Consider the following 23085-nt stretch of genomic DNA (forward strand, 5'->3'; position numbering starts at 1 on the left):
CAATGAACCAGCCCGCATCCGCCTATTTCATCGAGGAACGCCACGACCCGAACGAGACGCACACGCTTTCGGTGCTCGTGCAGAACGAGCCCGGCGTGCTCGCGCGCGTAATCGGCCTGTTCTCGGGGCGCGGCTACAACATCGAGAGCCTCACGGTCTCGGAGACCGAGAGCCAGAAGCATCTCTCGCGCATCACCATCGTCACGACGGGCACGCCGATGGTGATCGAGCAGATCAAGCATCAGCTCGACCGCATGATCCCTGTGTATCGCGTCGTCGACATGACGCTGACGAAACGCTCGATCGAGCGCGAGCTTGCAATGGTCAAGGTTCGCGGAGAGGGCGAGCATCGCGTCGAGGCGTTGCGGCTGGCGGACGCGTTTCGCGCCCGCGTGATCGACGCCACCACCGAGAGCTTTGTGTTCGAGATCACAGGCAACACCGACAAGATCAACCAGTTTATTGACCTGATGCGTCCGCTTGGCCTCGTCGAAGTGTCGCGCACCGGTGTTGCCGCGATTGGTCGCGGGCCTGAAGGAATGTGAGCCATGCTGGCGCGCGACTGGTATTACAACGAGCGGAACCGGATGGGGATCGGGCCTGCAGTGGCCTCGATCTACGACAGTCATGACGATGCCGATCTACGCGCGCGCGCCGCGCTGAAAATGCTCGGCGTCCAGCGCGGCTGGCGCATCGCCGATATCGGTTGCGGCAATGGCGTGCTCGCGACCGAGGCCGCGCTGATGGGCGCCGAGGTCGACGCCATCGACATCTCGCCCGCGATGCTGGCGCTCGCCGAGATCTACGCGCGCGACCGCAAGGCGCCCGTGCGCACGCAGTCCGCCGGGCTGCTCAGCTTCGCCTACCGGCCGGAATCCTATGACCTGATCGTCAGCGAGTTCACGCTGCACCATCTGCCGGATTTCTGGAAAGCGGTGGCGATGTCGCGGATCTATCGCGCGCTCAAGCCCGGTGCCACTTTCTATTTGCGCGACATCGTCTACGCCTCGATGCCCGATGCGCTCGAGCGCGACGTCGATCAATGGGCCGACTTCGAGATCAAGAACTACGATGTGCCGCGTGAAAGCGTCGTCACCCACATGCGCGACGAATATTCCACTTTTGGCTGGGTCATGGAACGGATGCTGACCGACGTCGGCTTCACACTGGTCTCGGCCGATTACCACGCCCCGATGCACGGCACTTATCTGCTGCGGAAATCCAATTCTTCCATTTAAAGGCCGGCGAGCAAGGCTCGATCAGAGCAACAAACAGGGCTGCACGACAGGGCAGAACCGGGAACGACAATGAAGCCGGCCGACATCCTCATCGCCATCCTGGTGGCGGTCATCTGGGGGCTTGCCTTCGTGGCGAGCCGGATCGCGCTCGACGAATTTTCGCCGGAGCTGATGACGGCGATGCGCTTCACCATTGCCGCGGTGCCGTGCCTGTTCATTCGCAAGCCGAAGGTCGCCTGGTCGCTCCTGATCGCGATCAGCTTCACGCTCTTTCTCGGCCAGTTTCTGAGCCAGGCCTATGGCATCGCCCATGGCGTGCCGGTGGGGCTGACCAGCGTCGTCGTCCAGAGCCAGGCGCTGTTCACGATCGGCTTTGCCGCGATCGCATTCGGCGAGCGGCCGACGCCGGTGCAGACGCTGGGCATCGCCATCGCAGCCCTCGGCCTTTTGATGATCTGCGGCACGGTCGGCTATGATTTCAGCGTCGGTGCCTTCGCCGTGCTGATGATCGCGCCGGTCAGCTTTGCGGTCGGCAATATCCTGCTGCGCGGCGCCCGCGGCGTGCCGATGTTCGATCTGTTCGCCTGGTTGTGCCTCGCCACCGCGGTCCCGCTGTTCGCGCTCACGCTGATCGTCAACGGACCGACGCCGACCTGGCAGTCGCTGATCCACATGTCGCTCACCGGCCTCATTTGCCTGCTGTTGATCGGCGGCATCTCCACCAGCATCGCCTATTGGCTGTGGGGCCGGCTGCTGCGTGACTATCCCCCTGCGCAGGTGGTGCCGTTCGCGCTGCTGGTGCCGTTCGTCGGCTCCGCCGCGTCCAGCATCGTGTTCGGGGAGCGGTTCGGCCCGCTGCGCCTCGCCGGCATGCTCACCGTGATCGGCGGTATCGCGGTGATGGTGCTGGCGAAGCGCCCCGAGGCGGTACCCCAGAAAACCGCAGCCGAAGGCCGCGTGAGGTGAGCATGTCCCAGTCGCTGCTGTATGCCTTCCTCGCCTTCATGGCCGTGATGTATTTCACGCCTGGGCCGAACAACATCATGTTGCTGTCCTCAGGGCTGACCTATGGCTTCCGGCGCACGATTCCCCACATCGCCGGCGTGGTCATCGGCTTCGCCTTCATGATTGCAGCGGTCGGCCTTGGGCTTGGCACCGTCTTCCTGGCCTATCCGATCCTGCAGACCATTTTGAAATATGCCGGCGCCGCCTACTTGCTCTACCTGGCCGCCGTGATCGCTTTCTCGGGCCCGGCCAAGCCGGACGAGGGGGATGGCCGCGGCCCGATGACTTTCCTGGGCGCCGCCATGTTCCAATGGATCAACGCCAAAGGCTGGGTGATCGTGATCGGCACCATCACCGCCTATGCGGCGATCGCCCAATTCCCGCTCAACATCGCGATCCAGACCTTGATCAGTCTGCTCGTGGGCACGGTCTCGACGGTGGTCTGGGCCTTCTTCGGCACCGCACTGCGGCCCGTCCTGACCTCCGTGCGGCTGGTCCGCGCCTTCAACATCCTGATGGCGATCCTGCTGCTGGCGTCGCTCTATCCCGTCGTCATGGATGCATGATGCCCCGGCTTTCCATGCAGAAACGGGTTTCCCAGGGGGCCGAAAATGCTCTAGACAGCCCCCGAAATCCGCAAATTTCACCGTCCGAGACCTGACTAACAAGACCTGACCAAAGGCCGATTCCGGCCCCTGAACGAGGAAACGACCATGCGTGTTTATTATGATCGCGACGCCGACCTGAACCTGATCAAGGGCAAGAAGGTCGTCATCGTCGGCTATGGCAGCCAGGGCCACGCCCATGCGCTGAACCTGAAGGATTCCGGCGTCAAGGACGTGGCGATTGCGCTTCGCAAAGGTTCGGCCTCGGCCAAGAAGGCGGAAGCTGCCGGCTTCAAGGTGATGGAAGTTGCCGAGGCCGCGAAATGGGCCGACCTCGTCATGATGCTGACCCCGGACGAGCTCCAGGGCGACATCTACCGCGAGCACCTGCACGACAACATGAAGAAGGGCGCAGCGCTCGTCTTCGCGCACGGTCTCAATGTCCACTTCAACCTGCTCGACCCGCGCGCGGACCTCGACGTGCTGATGATCGCGCCGAAGGGCCCCGGCCACACCGTGCGTTCGGAATACCAGCGCGGCGGCGGCGTGCCCTGCCTGATCGCGATCGCCAAGGATGTCTCGGGCAACGCCCACGACCTCGGCCTGTCCTACGCCTCTGCCGTCGGCGGCGGCCGTGCCGGCATCATCGAGACCACCTTCAAGGAAGAGTGCGAGACCGACCTGTTCGGCGAGCAAGTGGTGCTCTGCGGCGGCCTGGTCGAGCTGATCAAGGGCGGCTACGAGACCCTGGTCGAAGCCGGCTACGCCCCGGAGATGGCCTATTTCGAGTGCCTGCATGAGGTGAAGCTGATCGTCGACCTGATCTATGAAGGCGGCATCGCCAACATGAACTACTCGATCTCCAACACCGCCGAGTACGGCGAGTACGTCACCGGTCCGCGCATCGTCACCGACGAGACCAAGAAGGAGATGAAGCGGGTTCTGAACGACATCCAGTCCGGCAAGTTCGCCCGCGACTGGATGCTCGAGAACAAGGTCAACCAGACCTCGTTCAAGGCGACCCGCGCCAAGCTCGCCGAGCACCCGATCGAGGAAGTCGGCGCCAAGCTGCGCGACATGATGCCCTGGATCAAGAAGGGCGCGCTGGTCGACAAGTCGAAGAACTAAGTCGCGGCCTTCGGATACGGCGTATCGGTTACGCCGCAGCCGGACACGCGAGCGAAAACACAAGCTTCGTTCGCCGAACCAATTCTTAAATCTTTCGCGGCTATATTCGAGCGAGATCGCAACCAGCGGTCTCGCTCTTTTCGTCTCGCGCGAAGCATTGCTGCTTCATTCAAATTCTTCGCGAGCTGAAGTGCTCCCTGAGCACGAAGAACTGACGCTTAAACCACATTCTTGGTCTCGCGTTGTTTTTCGGAATTTCTGCTCCCGATCCTCAAAAACCGAGCGTCTTCAGAGTCAAAGATTCGGCTCTTCATCCATATCTTCACGGTGCAATCGATCTCACGTCGCGACGTTCGCGCCTCGCTTCAACTTAAGAATTGACATCGGCGGCGTTTCCTTGAGCGGTGGACGGCATTGCGCCGCGGCACCTTTCCACTGCATGATCGCGGGAGCTCTTCGGGGGGAAAAGACCATGCGATCCGTCGTCGTCACCGGCGCGTCCACCGGGATTGGCTGGGCCATTGCTAAATTTCTGATCGGGCGCGGCTATCGTGTTTTCGGTAGTGTCCGCAAGCAGGCCGATGCGGACCGGCTCACGGGTGAGTTCGGTGCGAACTTCACGCCGCTGCTGTTCGACGTCACCGACGAGGCGGCGGTCCTCGCGGCTGCGCGAAAAGTCCGCGAGGCGCTGGGCGGCGAGACGCTGGCCGGTCTCGTCAACAATGCCGGCGTCGCGGTCGCCGGTCCCGTGCTCGAATTGCCGGTCGACGACTTCCGCCGGCAGATGGAGATCAACGTCATTGGCCCGGTCATCGCGACGCAGGCCTTTGGGCCGCTACTCGGCGCCGATCCGTCGCTGAAGGGGCCGAAGGGCCGGATCGTGATGATCAGTTCGGTCGCGGGCAAGAACGGCAATCCCTTGTCGGCGCCTTACAGCACCTCCAAGCACGCCATCGAAGGCCTGTCGGAGAGCTTGCGCCGCGAGTTGATGCTGTTCGGCATCGACGTCATCATCGTCGCCCCCGGCGCAGTGAAGACGCCGATCTGGAGCAAGGCCGAGCAGATCGATCTCTCGGTCTACCAGAACTCGCCTTATCTGCCGGCGCTGAACAAGGTCATGGCGTTCATGATGAAGCTCGGCGAGACGGGGCTGCCGGCCGAGCGGATCGCCGAGGTCGTTTTCGAGGCGCTCACCGCCGGGAGGCCCAAGGTTCGCTACCAGATCACGCCGGACCGGATGCGACATTTGATGACGGCCGCGCTGCCCAAGCGTGTGGTCGACCGTATCATCGCCAAGCGGCTTGGGCTGCTGCCGCAGGGCTGAGCCTCCGAGGCGAGACCATTGCCAGACAGGTGATCGATTTCCGATCGTGGGAGCGTCTTGAGATGCCGGCTTATGTGATTTTCGACGTCGAGATCAGGGATTTGCAGCAGTACCAAAGCTTCATGTTGGGCGTGAAGCCCGCGCTGGAGGCCGCTGGAGCCAGATATCTGGCGCGAGGGGGCGCCCACAAGGTCTACGAGGGAGACTGGCAGCCCCGCAGGATCGTTCTGCTGGAATTCCCATCCGTCGCAGCCTGGGAGGCGTTCTACGCAGGCGCGAGCTACCAGGGACTCAAAGCGGTCCGGGACGCTTGCAGTTCTGCCCGCCTGGTCAGCGTCGAGGGCCTCGACTAGACGGCAAGTCGGTTCTGCACTGCGGGATTTGCCCTGGGGACGGATTGGATGCGGAGACCAATCGGCTTCCGCTAACATTAAGCGAAGGTCGGATCGCGACGCGCGTTGCTTGTCCGTGACCGTTCAATTACAGTTTTGTGACACGGTGCAGGCCTTCCGGCTGCGCCGAACGCCGCAGGCCCGGTCAGCCGGCTCGGCATCACCGTGCCGGACCAGCAGTTGCGTGTCGTCGATGGCGTCCGCGCCCAATCCAGGTCCTTCTGCCACGACCGCCGTGCTGGCGAGCGTCGCCGCGCTCGGTATCTGGCGGCTGCTCGCGGTTGCGGCGCCGCATCTCGCGGCGCTCGTGCTGATGTACGAGACCGAGACGGATTTCGGCGCACGGCTCTCCTTCGTGCTGGCCTGGGGCATCCTCAACTTCTTCTGGATCACGCTGCTGCGGCGGCCGGCGCTCTCGGGTGCGCTGTCGCTGACCATGGTCGTGGTGCTGGTGCTGCTGTCGCGGCTGAAGCACGACGTCGTGCAGATGACGGTCAACTTCATCGACCTGATGATGATCGACCGCGACACGGTCGCGTTCCTGTTCACGATCTTCCCGAATTTGCGCTGGTCGGTGATCGGGGCCGGCCTCGTCACGCTGCCGCTGATGTATGCGCTGTGGTGGCTCGACCCGTTCCGCATCCGTAGGCTACCGGCACTCGCCTGCAAGCTCGCCTGCCTCGCCGCGCTGGTCGGCTATTCGCTCTATCATCCGGACGAGGCCTGGCGCGGCTATTACGACGACGGCTATCTCTCGAAGTTCTTCCGCTCCGGCGTCAGCGCGGTCTCCGACTTCGCGCAATACGGCTTCATGGAGTCGGCCGCTTCGACCAACGAACGGCTCAACATGCCGCTGGTCGATGCCTGCCATCCCGCCGGCCGGCGGCCGAACATCATCATGGTCCATGATGAATCGAGCTTCGACATCCGCGCCGCGCAGGGCATCAAGGTGCCGACCGGCTACGGTAGCCATTTCAAATCCTGGGACGGCAAGGAGCGCGCGTTTCTGGCCGAGAGCAATGGCGGGCCGAGCTGGTTCACCGAATACAATGTGCTCGCGGGGTTGTCGTCGCGCTCGTTCGGCCGCTTCGCCTATTTCGTGACGCGCATTGCAACAGGCCGTGTCGAGCGCGGGCTGCCGCTGGCGCTGCGCCGCTGCGGCTACGACACGATGTCGCTCTACCCCGCCAATGGCGGCTTCATGGCCGCGCGCAGCTTTCAGGTGACGACCGGCATCGAACGCTTCCTCGACTCCAAGGATCTCGGCGCCAAGGATGTCGAGCCGGATAGCTTCTTCTACGACAAGGCGCTCCGGCTGATGGCTGAGCGATCGCCGAACAAGCCGCTGTTCACCTTCATCTATCTCGGCGCCAATCATTTCCCCTGGGAGACGCGCTTCCGCCCGGATCTGCTGCCGAACTGGCGCGCACCGGGCAATGTGCCGTCCATCGACGAATATCTGCGTCGGCAGGCGATGAGCGCCGAGCAGTACAAGGTTTTCCTCGCGGGCTTGAAGAAGAATTTTCCCGGCGAGCCTTTCCTGATCGTGCGCTATGGCGACCATCAGCCCGAGTTCGCGCCCGGTATCCTCGAGCCCGGGCTCGACGAGGGTGCAATCGGCAAGAAGCTCGACGCCTACGACCCACGTCTCTACGCGACCTATTACGCGATCGACGCCGTCAATTTCGAGCCGGTGAAGAGCGAGGCCGTGATGGACACGGTCGATGGTCCGTATCTGCCGCTGGTCATCCAGGAAGCCGCGGGCATCCCGCTCGATCCGTCCTTCGCCGAGCAGAAGGAGATCATGCTCCGCTGCAAGGGCATCTTCTACGGCTGCAAGGACGGCGCCGAGGCGCGCCGGCTGAATCGGCTGCTGATCGATGCGGGGCTGATCCGGGGGCTGTAGCCGGCCTACCGCCCACCCACCTTCTCCCACAGCCATTTCGCCACGGCATCCGGCGACGAATTCGCATCATTGCCGGCGGCGCGTAAATTGGCTTCGCGCATGTTCGCGATGTCGATCTTGCCGAGCAGCGGTTTCAGCGCGGCCTGCAGCCGCTCGTCGCCGGCCCGTTTCGGGGCCAGCAGCAGGATGGCGTCGTAGGGCGGGATCGCGTGCCTGGGATCGTCGAGCGCAACCAGATCGTATTTTGCGATCAGCCCGTCGCTGGTGTAGCCCGCGATGACATCGACCTCGCCGCTGGCGACCGCCGCATACATGAAGTCCGGCTGCATCTGGCGCTGGGCGCGGAACGAGAGCCCATAGGCCTTTTGCAGCGCCGCCCATTCGGGTCGCGAGAAGAACTCATAGTCGCCGGCGATCGACAGGGTCGAAGCATGCGCGGCGAGATCGGCGATGGTACGGATGCCAAGCGCCTCGGCGCGTTTCTTCGGGATCACCAGCGCATAGGCGTTCTCGAATCCGAGCTCGCCGAGCAGGGTGATGTTCTCCTTCGCAAGCGTCGTCTGCAGCTCCGCCAGCAGCTCCGCCCGCGGTTTGATGTCCGTGCGGTGAAGCTGATTGGCCCAGAGCGTGCCGGAATAATCGACATAGAGATCGATATCGCCGGCCTTCAATGCCTCGAAGATTACGCTCGAGCCGAGACCGGATCGTGCGACGGCGGAAAGGCCGGAGGCCTGCAGCCGGTCGCGCATCAGCGCCGACAGCACATACTGCTCGGCAAACGTCTTTGCGCCGACGACATAGCTGTTCGGTGAGCGCTCCATCGTCGGCACCAATGTTGCGGCGACCAGTGCCGCGATCCCGGCCGCGCCAAGCGCTGTACGCGCGCGGCTGCGCCGGCGCAGGCCGCTCTCGATCAGGCCGAGCAGTTGATCGACCGCGAGCGCCAGCAGGGCCGAGGCAAAGCAGCCGAACAGCACGAACACCCAATTCTGGGTCTGGAGCCCGGCAAAGATGTAATTGCCGAGGCTGGTCTGCCCGATCGGGGTCGACAGCGTCGCGGTGCCGATCACCCACACGGCGGCGGTACGGATGCCAGCCATCATCACCGGGAGAGCCAGCGGCAGTTCGACCATGACCAGCGACTGCCGTGCGGTCATTCCGACGCCTTTGGCAGCCTCGATCAGCGCGGGATCGATGCCGTTGAGGCCGGTGATGCCATTGCGCAGCACCGGCAGCATCGAATAGAGCGCCAGCGCCAGCATCGCCGGCAGGAAGCCGAAAGCGGAGAAGGAGACGCCGAACCAGGCCAGCGCCACGGAGGCCGCGAGCAGCAGGAGCGGATAGAACAGCGCGAGCAGCGCCAGCCCGGGCACCGTCTGCACGATGCTGGCTAGCGCGAGCAGGACGGCGCGCGGCGTTGGGCGGTTGCGCGTCAGGATCGCCAGCGGCAGGCTGACGATCAGGCCGAGCGCAAGTGCGGCGAGACTGACCCGTACATGGTTGCCGAGATAGTCGGGCAAATGCCCCAGCGCCTCGCCCCAGCGCGGATCGGTGAAAAGGCTCATGCCGCCCCGCTCTGTGGCAGCAACGCGTTCAATCGCTCGACCTGGCGTCGTGGCGTCCGCAACAGCTCCAGCACGTAGGCGTCGCTGCTTTTCGAGAGCTCCACTGGCGTGCCCTGCGCCAGCAGCTTCCCGCTGCGCATCACCGCGATGCGGTCGGCGAGCAAAATCGCTTCCGTCATGTCGTGGGTGATCATCACGGTGGTCAGGCCGAGCTTGCGGTGCAGCTCGCGAAAATCGTCGCCGAGCGCATCGCGGGTGAGGGGATCGAGCGCGCCGAAGGGCTCGTCCATCAGCACGATGCGGGGCCGTGCCGCAAGCGCCCGCGCCACGCCGACGCGCTGGCGCTGGCCGCCCGAGAGCGCATCCGGCAACCGCTCGCGATGCGCGGCCCGGTCGAGCTGCACGAGCTCGAGTAACTCATCGACCCGCGTTGCGATATCCGCCGCCGGGACGCCGAGCAGTTTTGGCGTGATTCCGATGTTGTCCGCGACGCTTAGATGCGGGAACAGCCCGCCGCTCTGGAAGACGTAGCCGATGCGGCGCCGCAGCGCGACCGGATCGACGGATTGCACGTCGTCGCCCTCGACCGTGATCGTGCCGCCATCCGCCTCGATCAGGCGGTTGGCGAGTCGCAGCAGCGTCGTTTTGCCCGAACCCGAGCCGCCGACGACAGCCACAAACTCGCCTTCGGCGATGTCGAGTGACACATCGTCCACGGCCTTGAGTGCGCCGAAGCTCTTGGTGACGTGGGCATAGCCAATCATCGGCCTGGATGGCATCGGGCGGGGCTCACTACGCTAACCCGCCCGTGGGGCAGGGGATGACGAGGCCCATGCGTACCACGCTTGGCGGCTTGATTGAACTTGGCCGCGCGAGCGGCTAAGGCATCGGGCCAAGTTCGGAGGGAACACATGATAACGCCTACGGCAGTGGCGCTGGAAGATGCCAAGGTCGCGTTCCAGCTGGGGGACGGGCGGGTCTATACGGCGGTGGAGAAGGCGCATCTGACGGTGGCGCAGGGCGAGTTCGTCGCCATCGTCGGCCCGACCGGCTGCGGGAAATCAACACTGCTCAACGTCGCGGCCGGGCTGCTGAAGCCGGCTGCCGGGAGCGTCAGGATATTCGACCAGCCGCTCGCCGGGCTGAATCGGGATGCCGGCTATCTGTTCCAGGCCGATGCGCTGTTCCCCTGGAAGACCGCGCTGGACAACGTCGCGATCGGGCTCGAAGTCAGCGGCACGCCGCGCAGCGAGGCGCTGCCGCGGGCGCAGACATGGCTGACCTCGGTCGGCCTGGGTGCCTTCGCCAACCGCTATCCGCACATGCTCTCGGGCGGCCAGCGCAAGCGCGTGGCGCTGGCGCAGGTGCTGATCCGCGATCCAAAGATCCTGCTGATGGACGAGCCGTTCGGGCCGCTGGATGCACAGACCCGGCAGGTCATGGGCAACCTGCTGCTCGACCTCTGGAACGCCGACCGCAAGGCCGTGCTGTTCGTCACCCACGATCTGGAGGAGGCGATCGCGCTCGCCGACCGCGTTGTGATCATGTCGGCGGGGCCGTCCTCGCGCATCATCGGCGACTGGCGCGTGAGCCTGCCGCGCCCGCGCGACATTTTTGAAGTGCGGCTGGACAAGGAATTCCATGCGCTTCATCGCGAGATCTGGAGCGTGCTCAAGGACGAGGTCATGAAGGGCTACGCGCAATCCACGCAAGCGGCGGAGGCGGTGTGATGTCGCGCGTGACGCTGCTTGCGCTGCAAGTCCTAGTCGCTGTCGTCTGCCTCGCGCTGTGGCAATTGCTGTCGACCGTGCCGGTGTTCGGCAAGATCCTGCTGCCGCCGTTCTTCTTCTCCAACCCGGTCGATGTCTTCGCCCAGATCGTCAAATGGTTCTCGTCCGGCGTGATCTGGAAGCATCTCGGCATCACGCTGACGGAATCGATCCTGGCCTTCGTGATCGGATCGGCCGGCGGCGTGCTGATCGGCTTCTGGTTCGCGCGCCAGCCGCTGGTCGCCGCGGTGTTCGATCCCTACGTGAAGATGGTCAACGCACTGCCGCGTGTGGTGCTGGCGCCGATCTTCGCGCTGTGGCTGGGGCTGGGCATCTGGTCCAAGGTCGCGCTCGGCGTGACGCTGGTGTTCTTCATCGTGTTCTTCAACGTCTATCAGGGCGTCAAGGAGGTCAGCCGCACCGTGCTCGACAATGGCCGCATGCTCGGTATGAGCGAGCGGCAGCTGATGCAGCACGTCTATTGGCCCTCCGCGCTGTCGTGGATGTTCTCCTCGCTGCACACGTCGGTGGGCTTTGCCGTGGTCGGTGCGGTCGTCGGCGAATATCTGGGATCGGCGGCGGGGCTCGGCTATCTCATCCAGCAGGCCGAAGGCATATTCGACGTCGCCGGCGTGTTCGCCGGCATGTTCGTGCTGTCGGCCTTCGTCATCCTGATCGACTTTGGCGTGACGTTGGTGGAGCGGAGACTGCTGGTGTGGCGCCCGACCGTGGACGGACGGGGCTAGGCCGCGAGGGGCCCGCGCACCGCGCGAGCCCCGGATCGATCAGTCCAGCAGTTTGGTGTCGTCGGGGGCCTGCGGCGGCGTCTTGATCGCGATCGCCTTGACCTGTCCGCTGATCGGCTTGGTGCCGCCATGCGGCGTCCCCTTCGGGATGATGACGAGGTCGCCCGGCTTCACCGTGACTTCCTTGTCGCCGAACCAGATCGTGCCGGTGCCCTCTAAAATGTACTGGATCTCGTTGGTGTTGGGATGCATGTGCTTGGGCACATTGCCGACCTGGATCGAGATGGTGGCGCCGTCGGCGCTCGCGAACATCTTGGAACGGAAGCCGACGGCGTTCGCGTTCCCGAGCGCGTCACCCTCCATCTCGCCGGTGTGGATGATCTGCGGCGTGATGTTCTCCGCGGCCAGCGCCGGCCGAAGCAGGTGGGTTGCGCCGCATCCGGCGGCAAAAGCGGTGGCGATCGACAGTCCGATTGCAAGGCGATTCATGGATGATCCTCCCCATCAAGAATTGTTCTTGTGGGCGCATGCTATTGCGCCGAAAGGCCGATGGCCAGCGCCTTCGGTCCTGCTTCTCAAGCCAGTCCGGCTGCTCTATGGTGCCGCCAGCCGAACGGAGGAAACCAATGAAGAACACGATAGCCAGGCTCGCGGGCGCGTTGATCGCGCTGACGCTCACCACCGGTCTTGCCGCGGCGCAAAGCAAGGTCACCATCGCGATCGGCGGCGGCTCCTGCCTGTGCTATTTGCCGACGGTGCTGGCAAAGCAGCTCGGCGAATACGAAAAGGCCGGTCTCAATGTGGAGCTCGTGGACCTCAAGGGCGGCTCGGACGCGCTCAAGGCCGTGCTCGGCGGCAGCGCCGACGTGGTCTCCGGCTATTTCGACCATTGCGTCAACCTCGCGGCCAAGAAGCAGGAGCTTCAGGCGTTCGTCGTCTATGACCGCTATCCCGGCCTCGTGCTGGTGGTTTCGCCGTCGCACACCAACGAGATCAAGTCGATCAAGGATCTCGCCGGCAAGAAGGTCGGCGTCAGCGCGCCCGGCTCTTCTACGGACTTCTTCCTCAAATATATGCTCAAGAAGAATGGCGTCGATCCCGCCAGCACCGCCGTGATCGGCGTCGGTCTCGGCGCCACTGCGGTCGCCGCGATGGAGCAGGGCCAGATCGACGCGGCCGTAATGCTCGATCCCTCCGTGACCGTGCTCCAGGGCAGCCACAAGGATCTGCGCATCCTCTCGGACACCCGTACGCAAAAGGATACGCTCGAGACGTTCGGGGGCGAATATCCGGGCGGCGCGCTGTACTCGACCGCGGCCTGGGTTGCCGGCCACGAGAAGGAGACGCAGGCGCTGACCAACGCGATCCTGGGCACGCTCGCCTGGATCCACTCGCACTCGCCCGAGGAGATCATGGCAAAGATGCCGGAGGAGACGGTCGGCAAGAACAAGGACCTCTATCTCGCGGCGCTGAAGAACACGATCCCGATGTACTCCGAAACCGGCAAGATGGACCCGAAGGGCGCGGACGCAGTGCTCGCGGTGTTCAGCGTCGGCTCGCCCGACGTGGCGAACGCCAAGATCGACGTCAGCAAGACCTTCACCAACAAGTATGTCGAGCAGGCCAAGAAGACCACGGGGAGCGCCAAATAACTGACGCGAAGGCTCGGTAACCAAGCGTCATGACGTCACTGACAATCCATCGGGTCACGACGCTTGATCTTGCCGTCCGGCCGATCGTCTGGCCGTTCGCGGAGGAGCGGCGTGACGAGATCGCCACGCATTTCGCCGAGAAGCAGCGCGAGCGGCCAAAGATCTGGAACGGTCGCGTCCTGATCGGGCGGGATGCCGTGTTTACCGACGGCCATCTCGCCGCGACCTATTTCGAGACCGATTTCGCGAGCTTCCTCGCCTGGCGCGACTGGGGCTTTCCCGACAAGGCCGTGTTCAACGGTTTTGGCATGGGCGCGCTGCGTAGCTCCGACGGCGCATTCGTGATGGGCGAGATGGCGCAGCATACCGCCAATGCAGGCCGGATCTATTTCCCATCGGGCACGCCCGATCTCGACGACGTCAGGGGCGACACGCTGGACATTCCCGGCAGCGTGATCCGCGAACTCGAGGAAGAGACCGGCCTCACCGCGGCCGACTATCGGGTCGAACCGGACTGGCACTGCGTCGTCACCGGCCCCACGATTGCGATGTTGCAAATTATCAACCTGGACATGCCGGGTGATGTGGCGCGTGCGTGGATCGAAGCCAATCTGGCGCGCGAGGCCGAGCCGGAGCTGTCGGCTATCCATCTCGTGCGCGGAATGAGCGATCTCACGCCGTCCATGCCGCGATTTGTCACGGCCTTCGTCGAGCAGCAGTTCGCGTTGCGCTGACGCGCGAGGCTTGACATCGCTGCGCCCAGCCCATGTGATGGGCAAAAATACAAAAGCAAAAAGAATGCAATGCACAATCGGCCAGGGAGGTTTTGATGCGCGTGCGCATGGCTGCCCGTTTGGTACGTGGGCTGTTGGTCGCGATATCAGCGACGGGCTTGGCGCTGTCCGCCCAGGCCCAGGATCAAGGCAAAGAGAAGAAGATCAAGATCGGCGTCGTTTTCGATTTGACCGGGCCTCTCGCCGGCGGCGGCTCTGAACTCGGTTATATCGGCGCAAAGATCGTCCTCGACCATTTCGCCAAGACCGGCGTCGAGGGTTACAAGATCGAAGCGGTCTATGCCGATGCGCAAAGCAAGCCCGACATCGCGATCAACGAATCCGTCCGCCTGCTCGAGCAGGAAAAGGTCGACATGGTGCTCGGCTTCTTCTCCTCGGCGCAATGCGTGCCGGTCGCAGCCCGCGTCGAGCAGCTCAAGAAGTTCATGTGGATGACGACCTGCATCTCGTCGGCCGTGTTCAACGAGAAGGGCTACAAATACGTCTTCCGCCCGCAGGCGAGCGGCGACCAGTTCGGCATGATGACGATGGATTTCATCGCGCAGAACGCCAAGGCGAAGTTCGACAAGGAGCCGAAGGATCTGCGCGTCGCGATCATTCACGAGGACGGCGCCTATGGCGTCGACGTGTCCAGGGGCAACGAGGCCGGCGCGAAAAAGGCGGGCTTCAACGTCGTGATGAAGGAAGGCTATTCGGCCACCGCGCCTGACCTCTCCGCGCTGGTGACCAAGTTGAAGCGTGCCAAGCCCGACGTCATTTTCCACACCGGCTACAACCCCGATATCACGCTGTTGCTGCGTCAGGCGCGCGAGCAGGGGCTGAAATTCGGCGCGCTGATGGGGCACGGTGCAGGTTACGGGGTCTATGAAAAACTGAAGGAAGGCATGGGCGCCGATGCCACCTACATCTTCAACACCGACCCGATCTCGATCTGGCTTGCCAACCAGAAGACCATGGATCCCAAGCTCCCGCCTGTGATCAAGATGGTCGGCGAGGAATTCGACAAGATCCGGCCGGGCGTCGCTATCCGCTCGGCGCATGTCGGCATCGGTGCGTCCAACACTTATGTGTTCATGAATGACGTGCTGCCGCGCGCAATCAAGAAATATGGCGGGGTCGATCCAGATGCGCTGCGCAAGGCGGCGCTCGACACTGATATTCCCGAGGGCGGCACCATGCTCGGCTTCGGCGTCAAGTTTTACGGCGAGGGCACGCCGATGGCCGGGCAGAACGAGCGCTCGTTTCCGGTCGTGATCCAGTACATCGACGACAAGTCCTCCGTGGTGTGGCCCAAGAGCCAGGCGCAGCGCGAGGCCGTGCTGCCGTTGCCGAAGGGCACCACCTACAGCAACCAGTAGCGCAAATGCGCGCAGAGAGGAGAGCGGGACGGTGCTGGAAGTCAGCGGGCTGGTGAAGCGGTTTGGCGGCTTCACCGCCGTCAACAATGTGTCGTTCAAGGTCGGCCAGGGCGAGATCCTCGGCCTGATCGGCCCCAACGGCTCGGGCAAGAGCACGATCTTCAATATGCTCTCGGGCACGCTGGCGCCGACGTCCGGTTCGATCCTGTTCGACGGCTCCGAGATCGCAGGCCTTCCGCCGCACCGGATCATCAACAGCGGCATCGGCCGCACCTTCCAGATCCCGCGGCCATTCCGCCGCCTGACGATCTTCGAGAACGTCGCGCTCGCCGGCTTCTACGGCCAGGGCCGCCACAGCCGTGCCAGGGCCGAGGAGGCGGCCGAAAGATCGCTGGCGATGGTCGGCCTGCCGACCGATCGCCATGCCAGCGTGGATGGCCTCGGCGCAGCCGGCCTGAAGAAGCTCGAGCTGGCGAAAGCGCTCGCCACCGCGCCAAAACTCCTGCTGGCCGACGAGAGCCTCGGCGGCCTCGACGAGGCCGAGATGGGGCAGGCGGCCAACATGCTGCGCAACATCCGCGACGAGCTCGGCATCACCATCATCTGGGTCGAGCACATCATGGGCGTGCTGATGCGCGTCGTCGATCGCGTCATGGTGCTCGATCACGGCGAGAAGATCTCGGAAGGATTGCCAAGTGCCGTTGCCGGCGATCCCCGTGTCATCGAGGTCTATCTCGGCACCGATGCCGAGACCACGCAGGCCGCGGCCGCCGCAGCGCGCCGCCGCGCGGGGGTGCAGTGATGCTTGAGCTCCGCGGCGTCAATGCCGGCTATGGCACCTTCCAGGCACTGTTCGACGTCGATCTCGACGTGAAGGCGGGCGAGGCTGTCGGCGTCATCGGGCCCAACGGGGCCGGCAAGACCACCCTGATGCGCGTCATCTCCGGGCTGATCCGTCCCTCGCGTGGCTCGATCAGAATGGAAGCCGTCGACGTCGTGGCCACGCCGCCGCACAAGATTGTCAGCCTCGGGATCGCGCATGTGCCGGAGAACCGGCGGCTGTTTCCGCAGCTCTCGGTCGACGACAATCTCAAGATGGGTGCCTTCATGCAGGAGGCGCGCGGCCACTATGCCGAGCGGCTGGACGTGGTGTTCGAGCTGTTTCCGCGCCTGAAGGAGCGCCGCCACCAGATGGCCGGCACCATGTCCGGCGGCGAGCAGCAGATGTGCGCGATCGGCCGCGCGCTGATGTCGAATCCAAAGCTGCTGCTGCTCGACGAGCCGTCGGCGGGGCTCGCGCCGGTCGTGGTGCAGCAGGTGTTCGAGCTGGTAAAGCGGATCCGCGCCAGCGGGCTGACCGTGCTGATCGTCGAGCAGAATGTGCAGCAGGTGCTGAAAGTGGTCGATCGCGCCTATCTGATCGAGGCGGGCACGATCAGGTCCTCAGGCACCTCGGCCGAGATGCTGGCGAGCGACACGGTCAAGGAAGCGTATCTCGGGGTGTGAGGTTCATGCAGGCATGCAAGCATTTTTGGACATTTTCGACATCTACCTGCTGGAGGCCGTGATCAACGGCATCCTGCTCGGCGGCGTGCTGGCGTTGCTCGCGCTCGGGCTCAATTTGATCTTCGGCGTCATCGACGTGACCTGGATCTGCTATGCCGAGCTGGTGATGATCGGCATGTACGCCATGTACTTCCTGGTGCAGTATTACGGCATCAGCTACTTCCTCGCCGCGCCGCTCACCATCCTGCTGGTCGCCTTGCTCGGCGCGGCGCTGCATTACCTCGTGATCGCGCCGCTGCTCACCGCGCCGCCGATCAACCAGCTGCTCGCCACCGGTGGGGTGCTGTTCGTGCTGCAGAGCTTTGCCACCGTCGCCTTCGGCATCGACTTCCGCAACCTCGGCATTCGCCTGCCGGTGCTCGCCTTCGGCGACATGAATTTCAGCTACGCACGACTTCTGTCCTTCCTGGCCGCGCTGGTCGGCATGGTCGCGGTCTATCTGTTCATGACGCGGACCTTCACCGGCACCGCGATCCGCGCGATCTCGCAGGACCGGCAGATCATGGCGCTGATGGGCGTTGATACCAAGCGGATCTATCTCATCACCTCCGCGATCGGCGGGGGATTGGCCGGGCTCGCCGCCTGCCTTCTTGTGCTGCAATATGACGTGCACCCCTTCGTCGGCCTGTCGTTCGGGCCGATCACTTTCCTGATCTGCGTGCTCGGGGGCTTGGGCAATTTCATCGGCGGCTTCATCGCCGCCTTCGTGTTCGCCGAGATCATCTCGCTCGGCGGCCTGTTCTCCGATCTCGAATGGGGCTATGTGCTCGCCTTCGCCTTCTTCATCGTCATGATGTTCATCCGGCCCGCGGGCCTGCTCGCGAGGCGCCGATGATGGGGCGGGGACGGCTTGCAGCCTGGGGGATGGGATTGGCGGCGCTGGTCGCGCTGCCTTTCGTTTATCGCGATCCCTATCATCTGCACATCCTGGTGCTGATCCTGATCTGGTCGTTCGCCTATACGTCCTGGTCGATGATGGGGCGGTTCGGCCTCGTCTCGCTCGGCCATGGCGGGTTCATGGGAATAGGCGCCTATGTCACCGCGCTTCTTTGGAATCACCTGGGATGGTCGCCCTGGATCGGCATCCCCATCGGCATGGTCGCGGCCGGCGCGCTGGCGCTGATCGTCGGCTATCCTTGTTTTCGCTTCCGCATCACCGGGCACTATTTCGTGCTGGTGACGCTCGCGCTCTCCGGCATTGTGCTCCAGGTCATCACGGCGACACGCGACTACACCGGCGGCTCGCTCGGCTACACGCCGAACCGGGCCGCGGGCAACAAGCTCTGGTCGCTGCAATTCGACGACAAGATCACCTGGTACCTGATCGCGCTCGGGGTCTGGCTGTTCGGCATCGTGGTCTGGTACTGGGTCGACCGCAGCATGGCCCGCTATGCGCTGGAGGCGATCTCGGAGGACGAGGACGCCGCGGCTGCCGCCGGCGTCGACGTCACCGCGGAGAAGCTGAAGATCACGCTGCTCAGCGCGCTGATGACGGCGCTCGCCGGCGCGATCTACTGCCAGTACCAGATGTTCATCACGCCCGACACCGTCAGCGGCATCGCGGTGTCGCTCCAGATGGTGTTCGCGGCCATCGTCGGCGGCCTGTTCGTCTCGCTCGGCCCGACCTTCGGCGCCGTCATCACGATTATGCTGGCCGAGACCCTGCGCATCGGCTTCGGTACCAAGGCGGTCGGCTGGGACAATCTCGTCTACGGCGTGCTGCTCGTGCTTTTCATCATATTCCTTCCGAAGGGCATCCTTGGTAGCTTGCTCGATCGATTGAAGCCGCAACGCAAGGTGTCCCGCGCTCATGAGCAAGAAGTCGTCCAAATCGCTCGCCCAGGAACTTGACCGCTACATCACGCCATTCCGCTATGATGGTTCGGGCAAGTTTCATCTCAAGGATCACAAGACCAACGAGAAGGGCGACCTCGACAAGGAGAAGGCCCAGGAGATTCTCGATGCCAACATGAAGCGGCTGATCGCGTTTCAGGAGAAGCTCTACGCCCAGGACCGCTGGTCGGTGCTGATCGTGTTCCAGGCGATGGACGCCGGCGGCAAGGATTCTGCGATCAAGGCGATCTTCGAGGGCATCAATCCGCAGGGCTGCGCAGTCAGTGCCTTCAAGGCGCCGAGCAGCAAGGAGCTCGATCACGATTTCCTCTGGCGCCACGCGATCGCGCTGCCGGAGCGCGGCCATATCGGCATCTTCAACCGCTCCCACTACGAGGAATGCCTGGTGACGCGCGTGCACCCGGAGATCCTCGCCAAGGAGAAGCTGCCGCAGAAGCTCCTCACCAAGAACATCTGGAAAGAGCGATTCGAGGACATCTCTGCGTGGGAGCGCTATCTCTCGCGTAACGGCACCGTGGTGCTGAAATTCTTCCTCAACCTGTCCAAGGACGAGCAGCGCAAGCGCTTCCTCGATCGGCTGGAGGATCCGTCCAAGCAGTGGAAGTTCTCCATGGACGACATCAAGGAACGCGCGCTGTGGCCGCGCTACCAGGCGGTCTATCAGGACATCGTCCGGCACACGGCAACGCCTCATGCGCCGTGGTATGTCGTGCCGGCCGACCACAAATGGTTCGCCCGCGTCGTGATCGGGTCGGCCATCGTCGCGGCGCTCGAAAAGCTCGATCTGCGCTTCCCCCGCGCCGACAAGGCCTCGCTGGGCGAGTTCGACGAGGTGCGCAAGGCGCTGGAGAAAGAGGAGAAGGCGGACAAGAAACAAAAAACGCGAAAACAACCCCATGCACAGTAGCCGGGGATAACGAAATCAATGACTTGAAGGTCAGCGCGAGGCTTGCGGATTCATTGCTGATTTAACGAAATCGTTTGACCTGTCGGGCAAAACAGGGGCATGATGTCATCATCCCAAATTCCTCAGGACCCGCGTGCCCACCAGTGGCAGAAGCGCTCCACATTGACGGGAAGGGTAGTCTCGTAACTCGCCCACTTTTCGTATTTCGCTGCAGCGAATCCGTCGCAGTGAGATGGAACGCACCCTCAAATGTGATTTGTGCGCCATTGATCTTGCTTGACAGTCCTGCGTCAAGGGGGGACCATCGCAATGGTCGCAAACATGCGACGCGCAACGTCCACATCAAGAGCAAGGGGAGGTCTATGACACCACCTCCGCAGATCCAGCCGCGGTAAGTGCGATGGAGCTCGTTCGGACTATCGCATAGCGGCAGAAAACCGCGAACGGCACGCCGGGCCAAGGTTTAGAGGGCTGCATCAGTGTGGCATAGCCCCTACCTGCCCGGCGCTGTATTCTGCAGCACATCGATTGCATCACAGCGAATTATGTGGATGGCCGTGACGCGGCCGTCGCGCTTTTTGACGTCCTGCTTCTCTCCTCCTCATCGCCGTCATTCCGGGCCGACTCCCGGAGTGACGGTAGAGGTTTTGTGCGTCCTCATTCCAGTGGCGCACGTCCCAGCTTGAGACCGCGGTTCCCGTTTCCTGCACCGCGGCAAATGCCAAGAGAATGTCGCCTCATTGGCCAACTTCCGACACAGCGCCCGGGCGAATAGCGTCGATCCGACATGATGCATGTGCTTCGGCGGTGACGGTCCCGACGTCGCCGTCGCATTCATTTTTCCCAGGGAATCCCTCGTGTCGCATAAGCTTGCCTCCGCGCTTCTCGCCGCGCTCTTGATCGCGATCTCATCTCTCTCCAGCACCCGCGCCGCGCCGCCTGCACCGGCGGCAAACAGCGCTGCCGCGTTGTCGCCCGATGAGGCCAAGCGCGCGCTGGACACGCTTCAGGACGACAAGAAACGCGCGCAGATGATCGACACGCTGCGCGTGATCGCCAATGCGTCCGGTCCACAGCAGTCCGCGCCCGAGCCAAAATCGCCGATCCCGCTCGCGGCCGACGGCCTCGGTGCGCAGCTCATGCTCACCGTGTCCGAGGAGATCGGCGAAATTTCGCGAGACGTCGCCGATATGGCCAGGACGCTCACCCACTTCCCGGCGTTCTACTACTGGATCGTGCGGACCGCGAACGATCCCGCGGCCTACAATCTCCTGATCGAGATTGGTTGGAAGCTCGCGCTGGTGTTCGGCTGCGCCTTCTGCGCCGAATGGGTGATCTTCCGTCTGATCCGCCGCCCCGTCGCGTTCCTGGAAGGGCGCATGCCGCAAACGGCGCGCCTGCCGGTGCAGGTGTTGCCCATTGCCGATCCGCCGTCATCGGTCGCCGATGTCACCCCGGCGCCCGAACTGCAAATGCGCCGCCACAGCTTGGCGCGGGCCTGGCAAATCATGCTGCGGCTGCCGCTCGTGCTGGGACGCTTCCTGCTCGAGCTGCTACCCGTGTTGGTCTTTGTCGGAGTCGCCACGGCGCTGCTCGGCACCGAGATCGGCGAGCCCACCACCGTCCGCCTCGTGATCCTCGCCGTCGTCAACGCCTATGCGTTCTCGCGCGGGCTCATCTGTGTGGTCTGTGTGCTGGCGGGACCGTTCGGCTTGTTTCCGGTCAAGGCCGAAACCGCCGCTTATATCGAGATCTGGGCGCGCCGTATCGTCGGCGTGGGCGTCTCCGGCATCGCCTTTGCCAATGTGGCGCTGCTGCTCGGCCTGCATCGCGCCGGCTATGCCGCGCTCTTGCGCATGGTGATGCTGGTCGTGCATCTCTTCATTGTCGTCATCATCCTGCAATGCCGCCGCCAGGTCGCCGAAGCCATCCGTGCGCCGGCCGACCGGCAGGGGATCGCGGCGCGACTGCGCAACCGTATCGCGGGCAGCTGGCACTATCTTGCCATCGCCCTCGACCTCGCGCTGTGGGCGGTGTGGGCGCTGAACATCCGCAACGGCTATTCGTTGCTGCTGCAATATTTCGTCGGCACCATCGCGGTGGCGCTGATCACGCGTGTCGCCATCATGCTGACGCTGGGCCTGATCGACCGCGGCTTCCGCATCAAGCCGGAAATCCTCCAGCGGTTTCCGGGCCTCGAGATCCGCGCCAACCGCTACCTGCCGCTGCTGCGCAAGATCGTATCTGGCGTGATCGCCTTCATCGGCCTGGTGGCCGTGCTCGAAGTCTGGGGCGTCGACGCCATCGTCTGGTTCTATGGCGGCCAGATCGGCAGCCGGCTGATCTCGGCGGTGGTGACGATCGGACTTGCCGTGTTCATCGCAGCTGCGATCTGGGAAGCCAGCAACGCGCTGCTGGACCGCCAGATCAATACGCTGTCGCGCGATGGGCACTATGCCCGCGCAGCGCGGCTGCGGACCTTTCAGCCGATGCTGCGCACGGCCTTGCTGTGCGTGATCGCGACCATCGTCGGCCTCACGGCGCTCAGCGAGATCGGCGTCAACGTCGCGCCGCTGCTGGCGGGCGCCGGCATCGTCGGCATCGCCATCGGCTTCGGCTCGCAGAAGCTGGTGCAGGATCTCATCACCGGGCTGTTCCTGCTGCTGGAGAACACCGTCCAGGTCGGCGACAGCGTCAGCGTGTCCGGGCTATCGGGCGTGGTCGAGAACGTCTCGATCCGCACGATCAGGCTGCGGGCCGGCGACGGTGCCGTTCACATCGTGCCGTTCAGCGCGGTCACCACCATCACCAATGCCAGCCGTGGCGCCGGCAATGCGTCCGTCAGCGTCAACGTCGCCTACAAGGAAGACACCGACCGCGCCGGCCAGATCCTCAAAGATATCGTCGACGAGATGCGCCGCGAGGTCGAATTCCGCAGCCTGATCCGCGGCGATCTCGAGCTCTGGGGCATCGACAAGGTCGACGGCGCCATGGTGTCGATCGTCGGCCAGATCCGCTGCACCGAGGCCGGCCGCTGGCCGGTGCAGCGCGAATTCAACCGTCGCATGAAGCAGCGCTTCCAGCACAACGGCATCGAGGTCGCATCGGCCACCCAGACCATCCTGATGCACATCGCGCCGCCGGCTGACAACGCCGCTCATCTGACGCCGCGTCGAGCCGCAGGATAGTGGCGCGGTAAACTTACCGCTTGCCTTGGTCGAACCGGCAGCGTTCACTTCGCCCCAGCCCGCTGACGACATGCGGGCGGCAAAAAAG

22 protein-coding genes are annotated in these 23085 nt (G+C 63.8%); 19 read left to right on the forward strand and 3 right to left on the reverse strand.

The window, feature by feature from the left end:
* Positions 1 to 2: 2 nt before the first annotated feature.
* The 8 genes from ilvN to IVB48_RS19850 all read left to right on the forward strand — a co-directional run bounded on the left by ilvN (position 3) and on the right by IVB48_RS19850 (position 7598).
* Positions 3 to 545: an acetolactate synthase small subunit gene (ilvN, locus tag IVB48_RS19815; RefSeq protein WP_027519532.1), complete on the forward strand. Its 543-nt coding sequence runs from the start codon at positions 3 to 5 to the stop codon at positions 543 to 545.
* A gap of 3 nt (positions 546 to 548) precedes the next feature.
* A complete protein-coding gene (locus IVB48_RS19820; protein WP_346659003.1) occupies positions 549 to 1238 on the forward strand; it encodes a class I SAM-dependent methyltransferase in 690 nt (229 codons plus the stop codon).
* 69 nt (positions 1239 to 1307) lie between these two features.
* On the forward strand, positions 1308 to 2204 hold the full coding sequence (locus tag IVB48_RS19825; protein ID WP_247288086.1) for an EamA family transporter: 897 nt from the start codon (positions 1308 to 1310) through the stop codon (positions 2202 to 2204).
* A 2-nt stretch (positions 2205 to 2206) separates the two neighbouring features.
* Positions 2207 to 2809 carry a LysE family translocator gene (locus tag IVB48_RS19830; RefSeq protein WP_027570804.1) on the forward strand — a complete coding sequence of 201 codons (603 nt, stop codon included), beginning with the start codon at positions 2207 to 2209 and terminating at the stop codon, positions 2807 to 2809.
* Positions 2810 to 2956: 147 nt separating this feature from the next.
* Positions 2957 to 3976, forward strand: coding sequence for a ketol-acid reductoisomerase (gene ilvC / locus IVB48_RS19835; RefSeq protein WP_007600992.1), 1020 nt, complete (start codon positions 2957 to 2959; stop codon positions 3974 to 3976).
* A 472-nt stretch (positions 3977 to 4448) separates the two neighbouring features.
* On the forward strand, positions 4449 to 5300 hold the full coding sequence (locus IVB48_RS19840; RefSeq protein ID WP_247288088.1) for an SDR family oxidoreductase: 852 nt from the start codon (positions 4449 to 4451) through the stop codon (positions 5298 to 5300).
* 62 nt (positions 5301 to 5362) lie between these two features.
* Positions 5363 to 5653 (forward strand): DUF1330 domain-containing protein, encoded by a 291-nt coding sequence (locus IVB48_RS19845; protein WP_247402024.1) that lies wholly within the window; start codon positions 5363 to 5365, stop codon positions 5651 to 5653.
* A 232-nt stretch (positions 5654 to 5885) separates the two neighbouring features.
* Entirely contained in the window at positions 5886 to 7598 is a 1713-nt protein-coding gene (locus IVB48_RS19850) for a sulfatase-like hydrolase/transferase (protein WP_247402026.1), read from the forward strand.
* 5 nt (positions 7599 to 7603) lie between these two features.
* On the opposite strand, the gene IVB48_RS19855 is transcribed toward IVB48_RS19850, so the two are convergent.
* Positions 7604 to 9163 carry a glycine betaine ABC transporter substrate-binding protein gene (locus IVB48_RS19855; protein WP_247402029.1) on the reverse strand — a complete coding sequence of 520 codons (1560 nt, stop codon included), beginning with the start codon at positions 9161 to 9163 and terminating at the stop codon, positions 7604 to 7606.
* Entirely contained in the window at positions 9160 to 9942 is a 783-nt protein-coding gene (locus tag IVB48_RS19860) for an ABC transporter ATP-binding protein (RefSeq protein ID WP_247402031.1), read from the reverse strand. Before IVB48_RS19860 ends, IVB48_RS19855 begins: the two co-directional genes overlap by 4 nt.
* A 132-nt stretch (positions 9943 to 10074) precedes the next feature.
* Between IVB48_RS19860 and IVB48_RS19865 the strand changes: the two genes are divergently transcribed.
* Together IVB48_RS19865 and IVB48_RS19870 are read left to right on the forward strand one after the other, a co-directional pair.
* On the forward strand, positions 10075 to 10893 hold the full coding sequence (locus IVB48_RS19865; RefSeq protein WP_085395022.1) for an ABC transporter ATP-binding protein: 819 nt from the start codon (positions 10075 to 10077) through the stop codon (positions 10891 to 10893).
* Positions 10893 to 11678, forward strand: a complete 786-nt coding sequence (locus IVB48_RS19870) for an ABC transporter permease (protein WP_007601005.1) — start codon at positions 10893 to 10895, stop codon at positions 11676 to 11678. The genes IVB48_RS19865 and IVB48_RS19870 overlap by 1 nt, the downstream gene beginning before the upstream one ends.
* A 39-nt stretch (positions 11679 to 11717) precedes the next feature.
* Here IVB48_RS19870 and IVB48_RS19875 read toward each other — a convergent pair whose 3' ends face one another.
* Positions 11718 to 12167, reverse strand: a complete 450-nt coding sequence (locus IVB48_RS19875; protein WP_247288096.1) for a cupin domain-containing protein — start codon at positions 12165 to 12167, stop codon at positions 11718 to 11720.
* 137 nt (positions 12168 to 12304) lie between these two features.
* Between IVB48_RS19875 and IVB48_RS19880 the strand changes: the two genes are divergently transcribed.
* From IVB48_RS19880 to IVB48_RS19920, 9 genes are all read left to right on the forward strand, one after another.
* Positions 12305 to 13330: an ABC transporter substrate-binding protein gene (locus IVB48_RS19880; RefSeq protein ID WP_247402033.1), complete on the forward strand. Its 1026-nt coding sequence runs from the start codon at positions 12305 to 12307 to the stop codon at positions 13328 to 13330.
* A gap of 29 nt (positions 13331 to 13359) precedes the next feature.
* Entirely contained in the window at positions 13360 to 14064 is a 705-nt protein-coding gene (locus tag IVB48_RS19885; RefSeq protein WP_247402035.1) for an NUDIX hydrolase, read from the forward strand.
* Between the two features lie 95 nt (positions 14065 to 14159).
* Positions 14160 to 15482 carry an ABC transporter substrate-binding protein gene (locus IVB48_RS19890; protein WP_247288098.1) on the forward strand — a complete coding sequence of 441 codons (1323 nt, stop codon included), beginning with the start codon at positions 14160 to 14162 and terminating at the stop codon, positions 15480 to 15482.
* A gap of 31 nt (positions 15483 to 15513) precedes the next feature.
* Positions 15514 to 16284: an ABC transporter ATP-binding protein gene (locus tag IVB48_RS19895; RefSeq protein ID WP_247358833.1), complete on the forward strand. Its 771-nt coding sequence runs from the start codon at positions 15514 to 15516 to the stop codon at positions 16282 to 16284.
* Positions 16284 to 16988, forward strand: a complete 705-nt coding sequence (locus IVB48_RS19900; protein WP_027519516.1) for an ABC transporter ATP-binding protein — start codon at positions 16284 to 16286, stop codon at positions 16986 to 16988. Before IVB48_RS19895 ends, IVB48_RS19900 begins: the two co-directional genes overlap by 1 nt.
* Positions 16989 to 17001: 13 nt before the next feature.
* On the forward strand, positions 17002 to 17883 hold the full coding sequence (locus IVB48_RS19905) for a branched-chain amino acid ABC transporter permease (protein WP_027519515.1): 882 nt from the start codon (positions 17002 to 17004) through the stop codon (positions 17881 to 17883).
* Positions 17880 to 18899, forward strand: a complete 1020-nt coding sequence (locus IVB48_RS19910) for a branched-chain amino acid ABC transporter permease (protein WP_247402037.1) — start codon at positions 17880 to 17882, stop codon at positions 18897 to 18899. The genes IVB48_RS19905 and IVB48_RS19910 overlap by 4 nt, the downstream gene beginning before the upstream one ends.
* Positions 18859 to 19809 (forward strand): polyphosphate kinase 2 family protein, encoded by a 951-nt coding sequence (locus IVB48_RS19915; RefSeq protein ID WP_247402039.1) that lies wholly within the window; start codon positions 18859 to 18861, stop codon positions 19807 to 19809. Before IVB48_RS19910 ends, IVB48_RS19915 begins: the two co-directional genes overlap by 41 nt.
* Positions 19810 to 20666: 857 nt before the next feature.
* Positions 20667 to 22997, forward strand: a complete 2331-nt coding sequence (locus IVB48_RS19920) for a mechanosensitive ion channel domain-containing protein (protein ID WP_247402042.1) — start codon at positions 20667 to 20669, stop codon at positions 22995 to 22997.
* The last annotated feature ends 88 nt before the right edge of the window (positions 22998 to 23085 follow it).

Source organism: Bradyrhizobium sp. 76 (assembly GCF_023073025.1).
Taxonomy (GTDB): Bacteria; Pseudomonadota; Alphaproteobacteria; order Rhizobiales; family Xanthobacteraceae; genus Bradyrhizobium.

Coding starts and splice junctions, on each gene's coding strand:
- ilvN (WP_027519532.1), top strand. CDS start 3: ATGAACCAGCCCGCATCCGCCTATTTCATCGAGGAACGCCACGACCCG.
- IVB48_RS19820 (WP_346659003.1), top strand. CDS start 549: ATGCTGGCGCGCGACTGGTATTACAACGAGCGGAACCGGATGGGGATC.
- IVB48_RS19825 (WP_247288086.1), top strand. CDS start 1,308: ATGAAGCCGGCCGACATCCTCATCGCCATCCTGGTGGCGGTCATCTGG.
- IVB48_RS19830 (WP_027570804.1), top strand. CDS start 2,207: ATGTCCCAGTCGCTGCTGTATGCCTTCCTCGCCTTCATGGCCGTGATG.
- ilvC (WP_007600992.1), top strand. CDS start 2,957: ATGCGTGTTTATTATGATCGCGACGCCGACCTGAACCTGATCAAGGGC.
- IVB48_RS19840 (WP_247288088.1), top strand. CDS start 4,449: ATGCGATCCGTCGTCGTCACCGGCGCGTCCACCGGGATTGGCTGGGCC.
- IVB48_RS19845 (WP_247402024.1), top strand. CDS start 5,363: ATGCCGGCTTATGTGATTTTCGACGTCGAGATCAGGGATTTGCAGCAG.
- IVB48_RS19850 (WP_247402026.1), top strand. CDS start 5,886: ATGGCGTCCGCGCCCAATCCAGGTCCTTCTGCCACGACCGCCGTGCTG.
- IVB48_RS19855 (WP_247402029.1), bottom strand. CDS start 9,163: ATGAGCCTTTTCACCGATCCGCGCTGGGGCGAGGCGCTGGGGCATTTG.
- IVB48_RS19860 (WP_247402031.1), bottom strand. CDS start 9,942: ATGCCATCCAGGCCGATGATTGGCTATGCCCACGTCACCAAGAGCTTC.
- IVB48_RS19865 (WP_085395022.1), top strand. CDS start 10,075: ATGATAACGCCTACGGCAGTGGCGCTGGAAGATGCCAAGGTCGCGTTC.
- IVB48_RS19870 (WP_007601005.1), top strand. CDS start 10,893: ATGTCGCGCGTGACGCTGCTTGCGCTGCAAGTCCTAGTCGCTGTCGTC.
- IVB48_RS19875 (WP_247288096.1), bottom strand. CDS start 12,167: ATGAATCGCCTTGCAATCGGACTGTCGATCGCCACCGCTTTTGCCGCC.
- IVB48_RS19880 (WP_247402033.1), top strand. CDS start 12,305: ATGAAGAACACGATAGCCAGGCTCGCGGGCGCGTTGATCGCGCTGACG.
- IVB48_RS19885 (WP_247402035.1), top strand. CDS start 13,360: ATGACGTCACTGACAATCCATCGGGTCACGACGCTTGATCTTGCCGTC.
- IVB48_RS19890 (WP_247288098.1), top strand. CDS start 14,160: ATGCGCGTGCGCATGGCTGCCCGTTTGGTACGTGGGCTGTTGGTCGCG.
- IVB48_RS19900 (WP_027519516.1), top strand. CDS start 16,284: ATGCTTGAGCTCCGCGGCGTCAATGCCGGCTATGGCACCTTCCAGGCA.
- IVB48_RS19905 (WP_027519515.1), top strand. CDS start 17,002: ATGCAAGCATTTTTGGACATTTTCGACATCTACCTGCTGGAGGCCGTG.
- IVB48_RS19910 (WP_247402037.1), top strand. CDS start 17,880: ATGATGGGGCGGGGACGGCTTGCAGCCTGGGGGATGGGATTGGCGGCG.
- IVB48_RS19915 (WP_247402039.1), top strand. CDS start 18,859: ATGAGCAAGAAGTCGTCCAAATCGCTCGCCCAGGAACTTGACCGCTAC.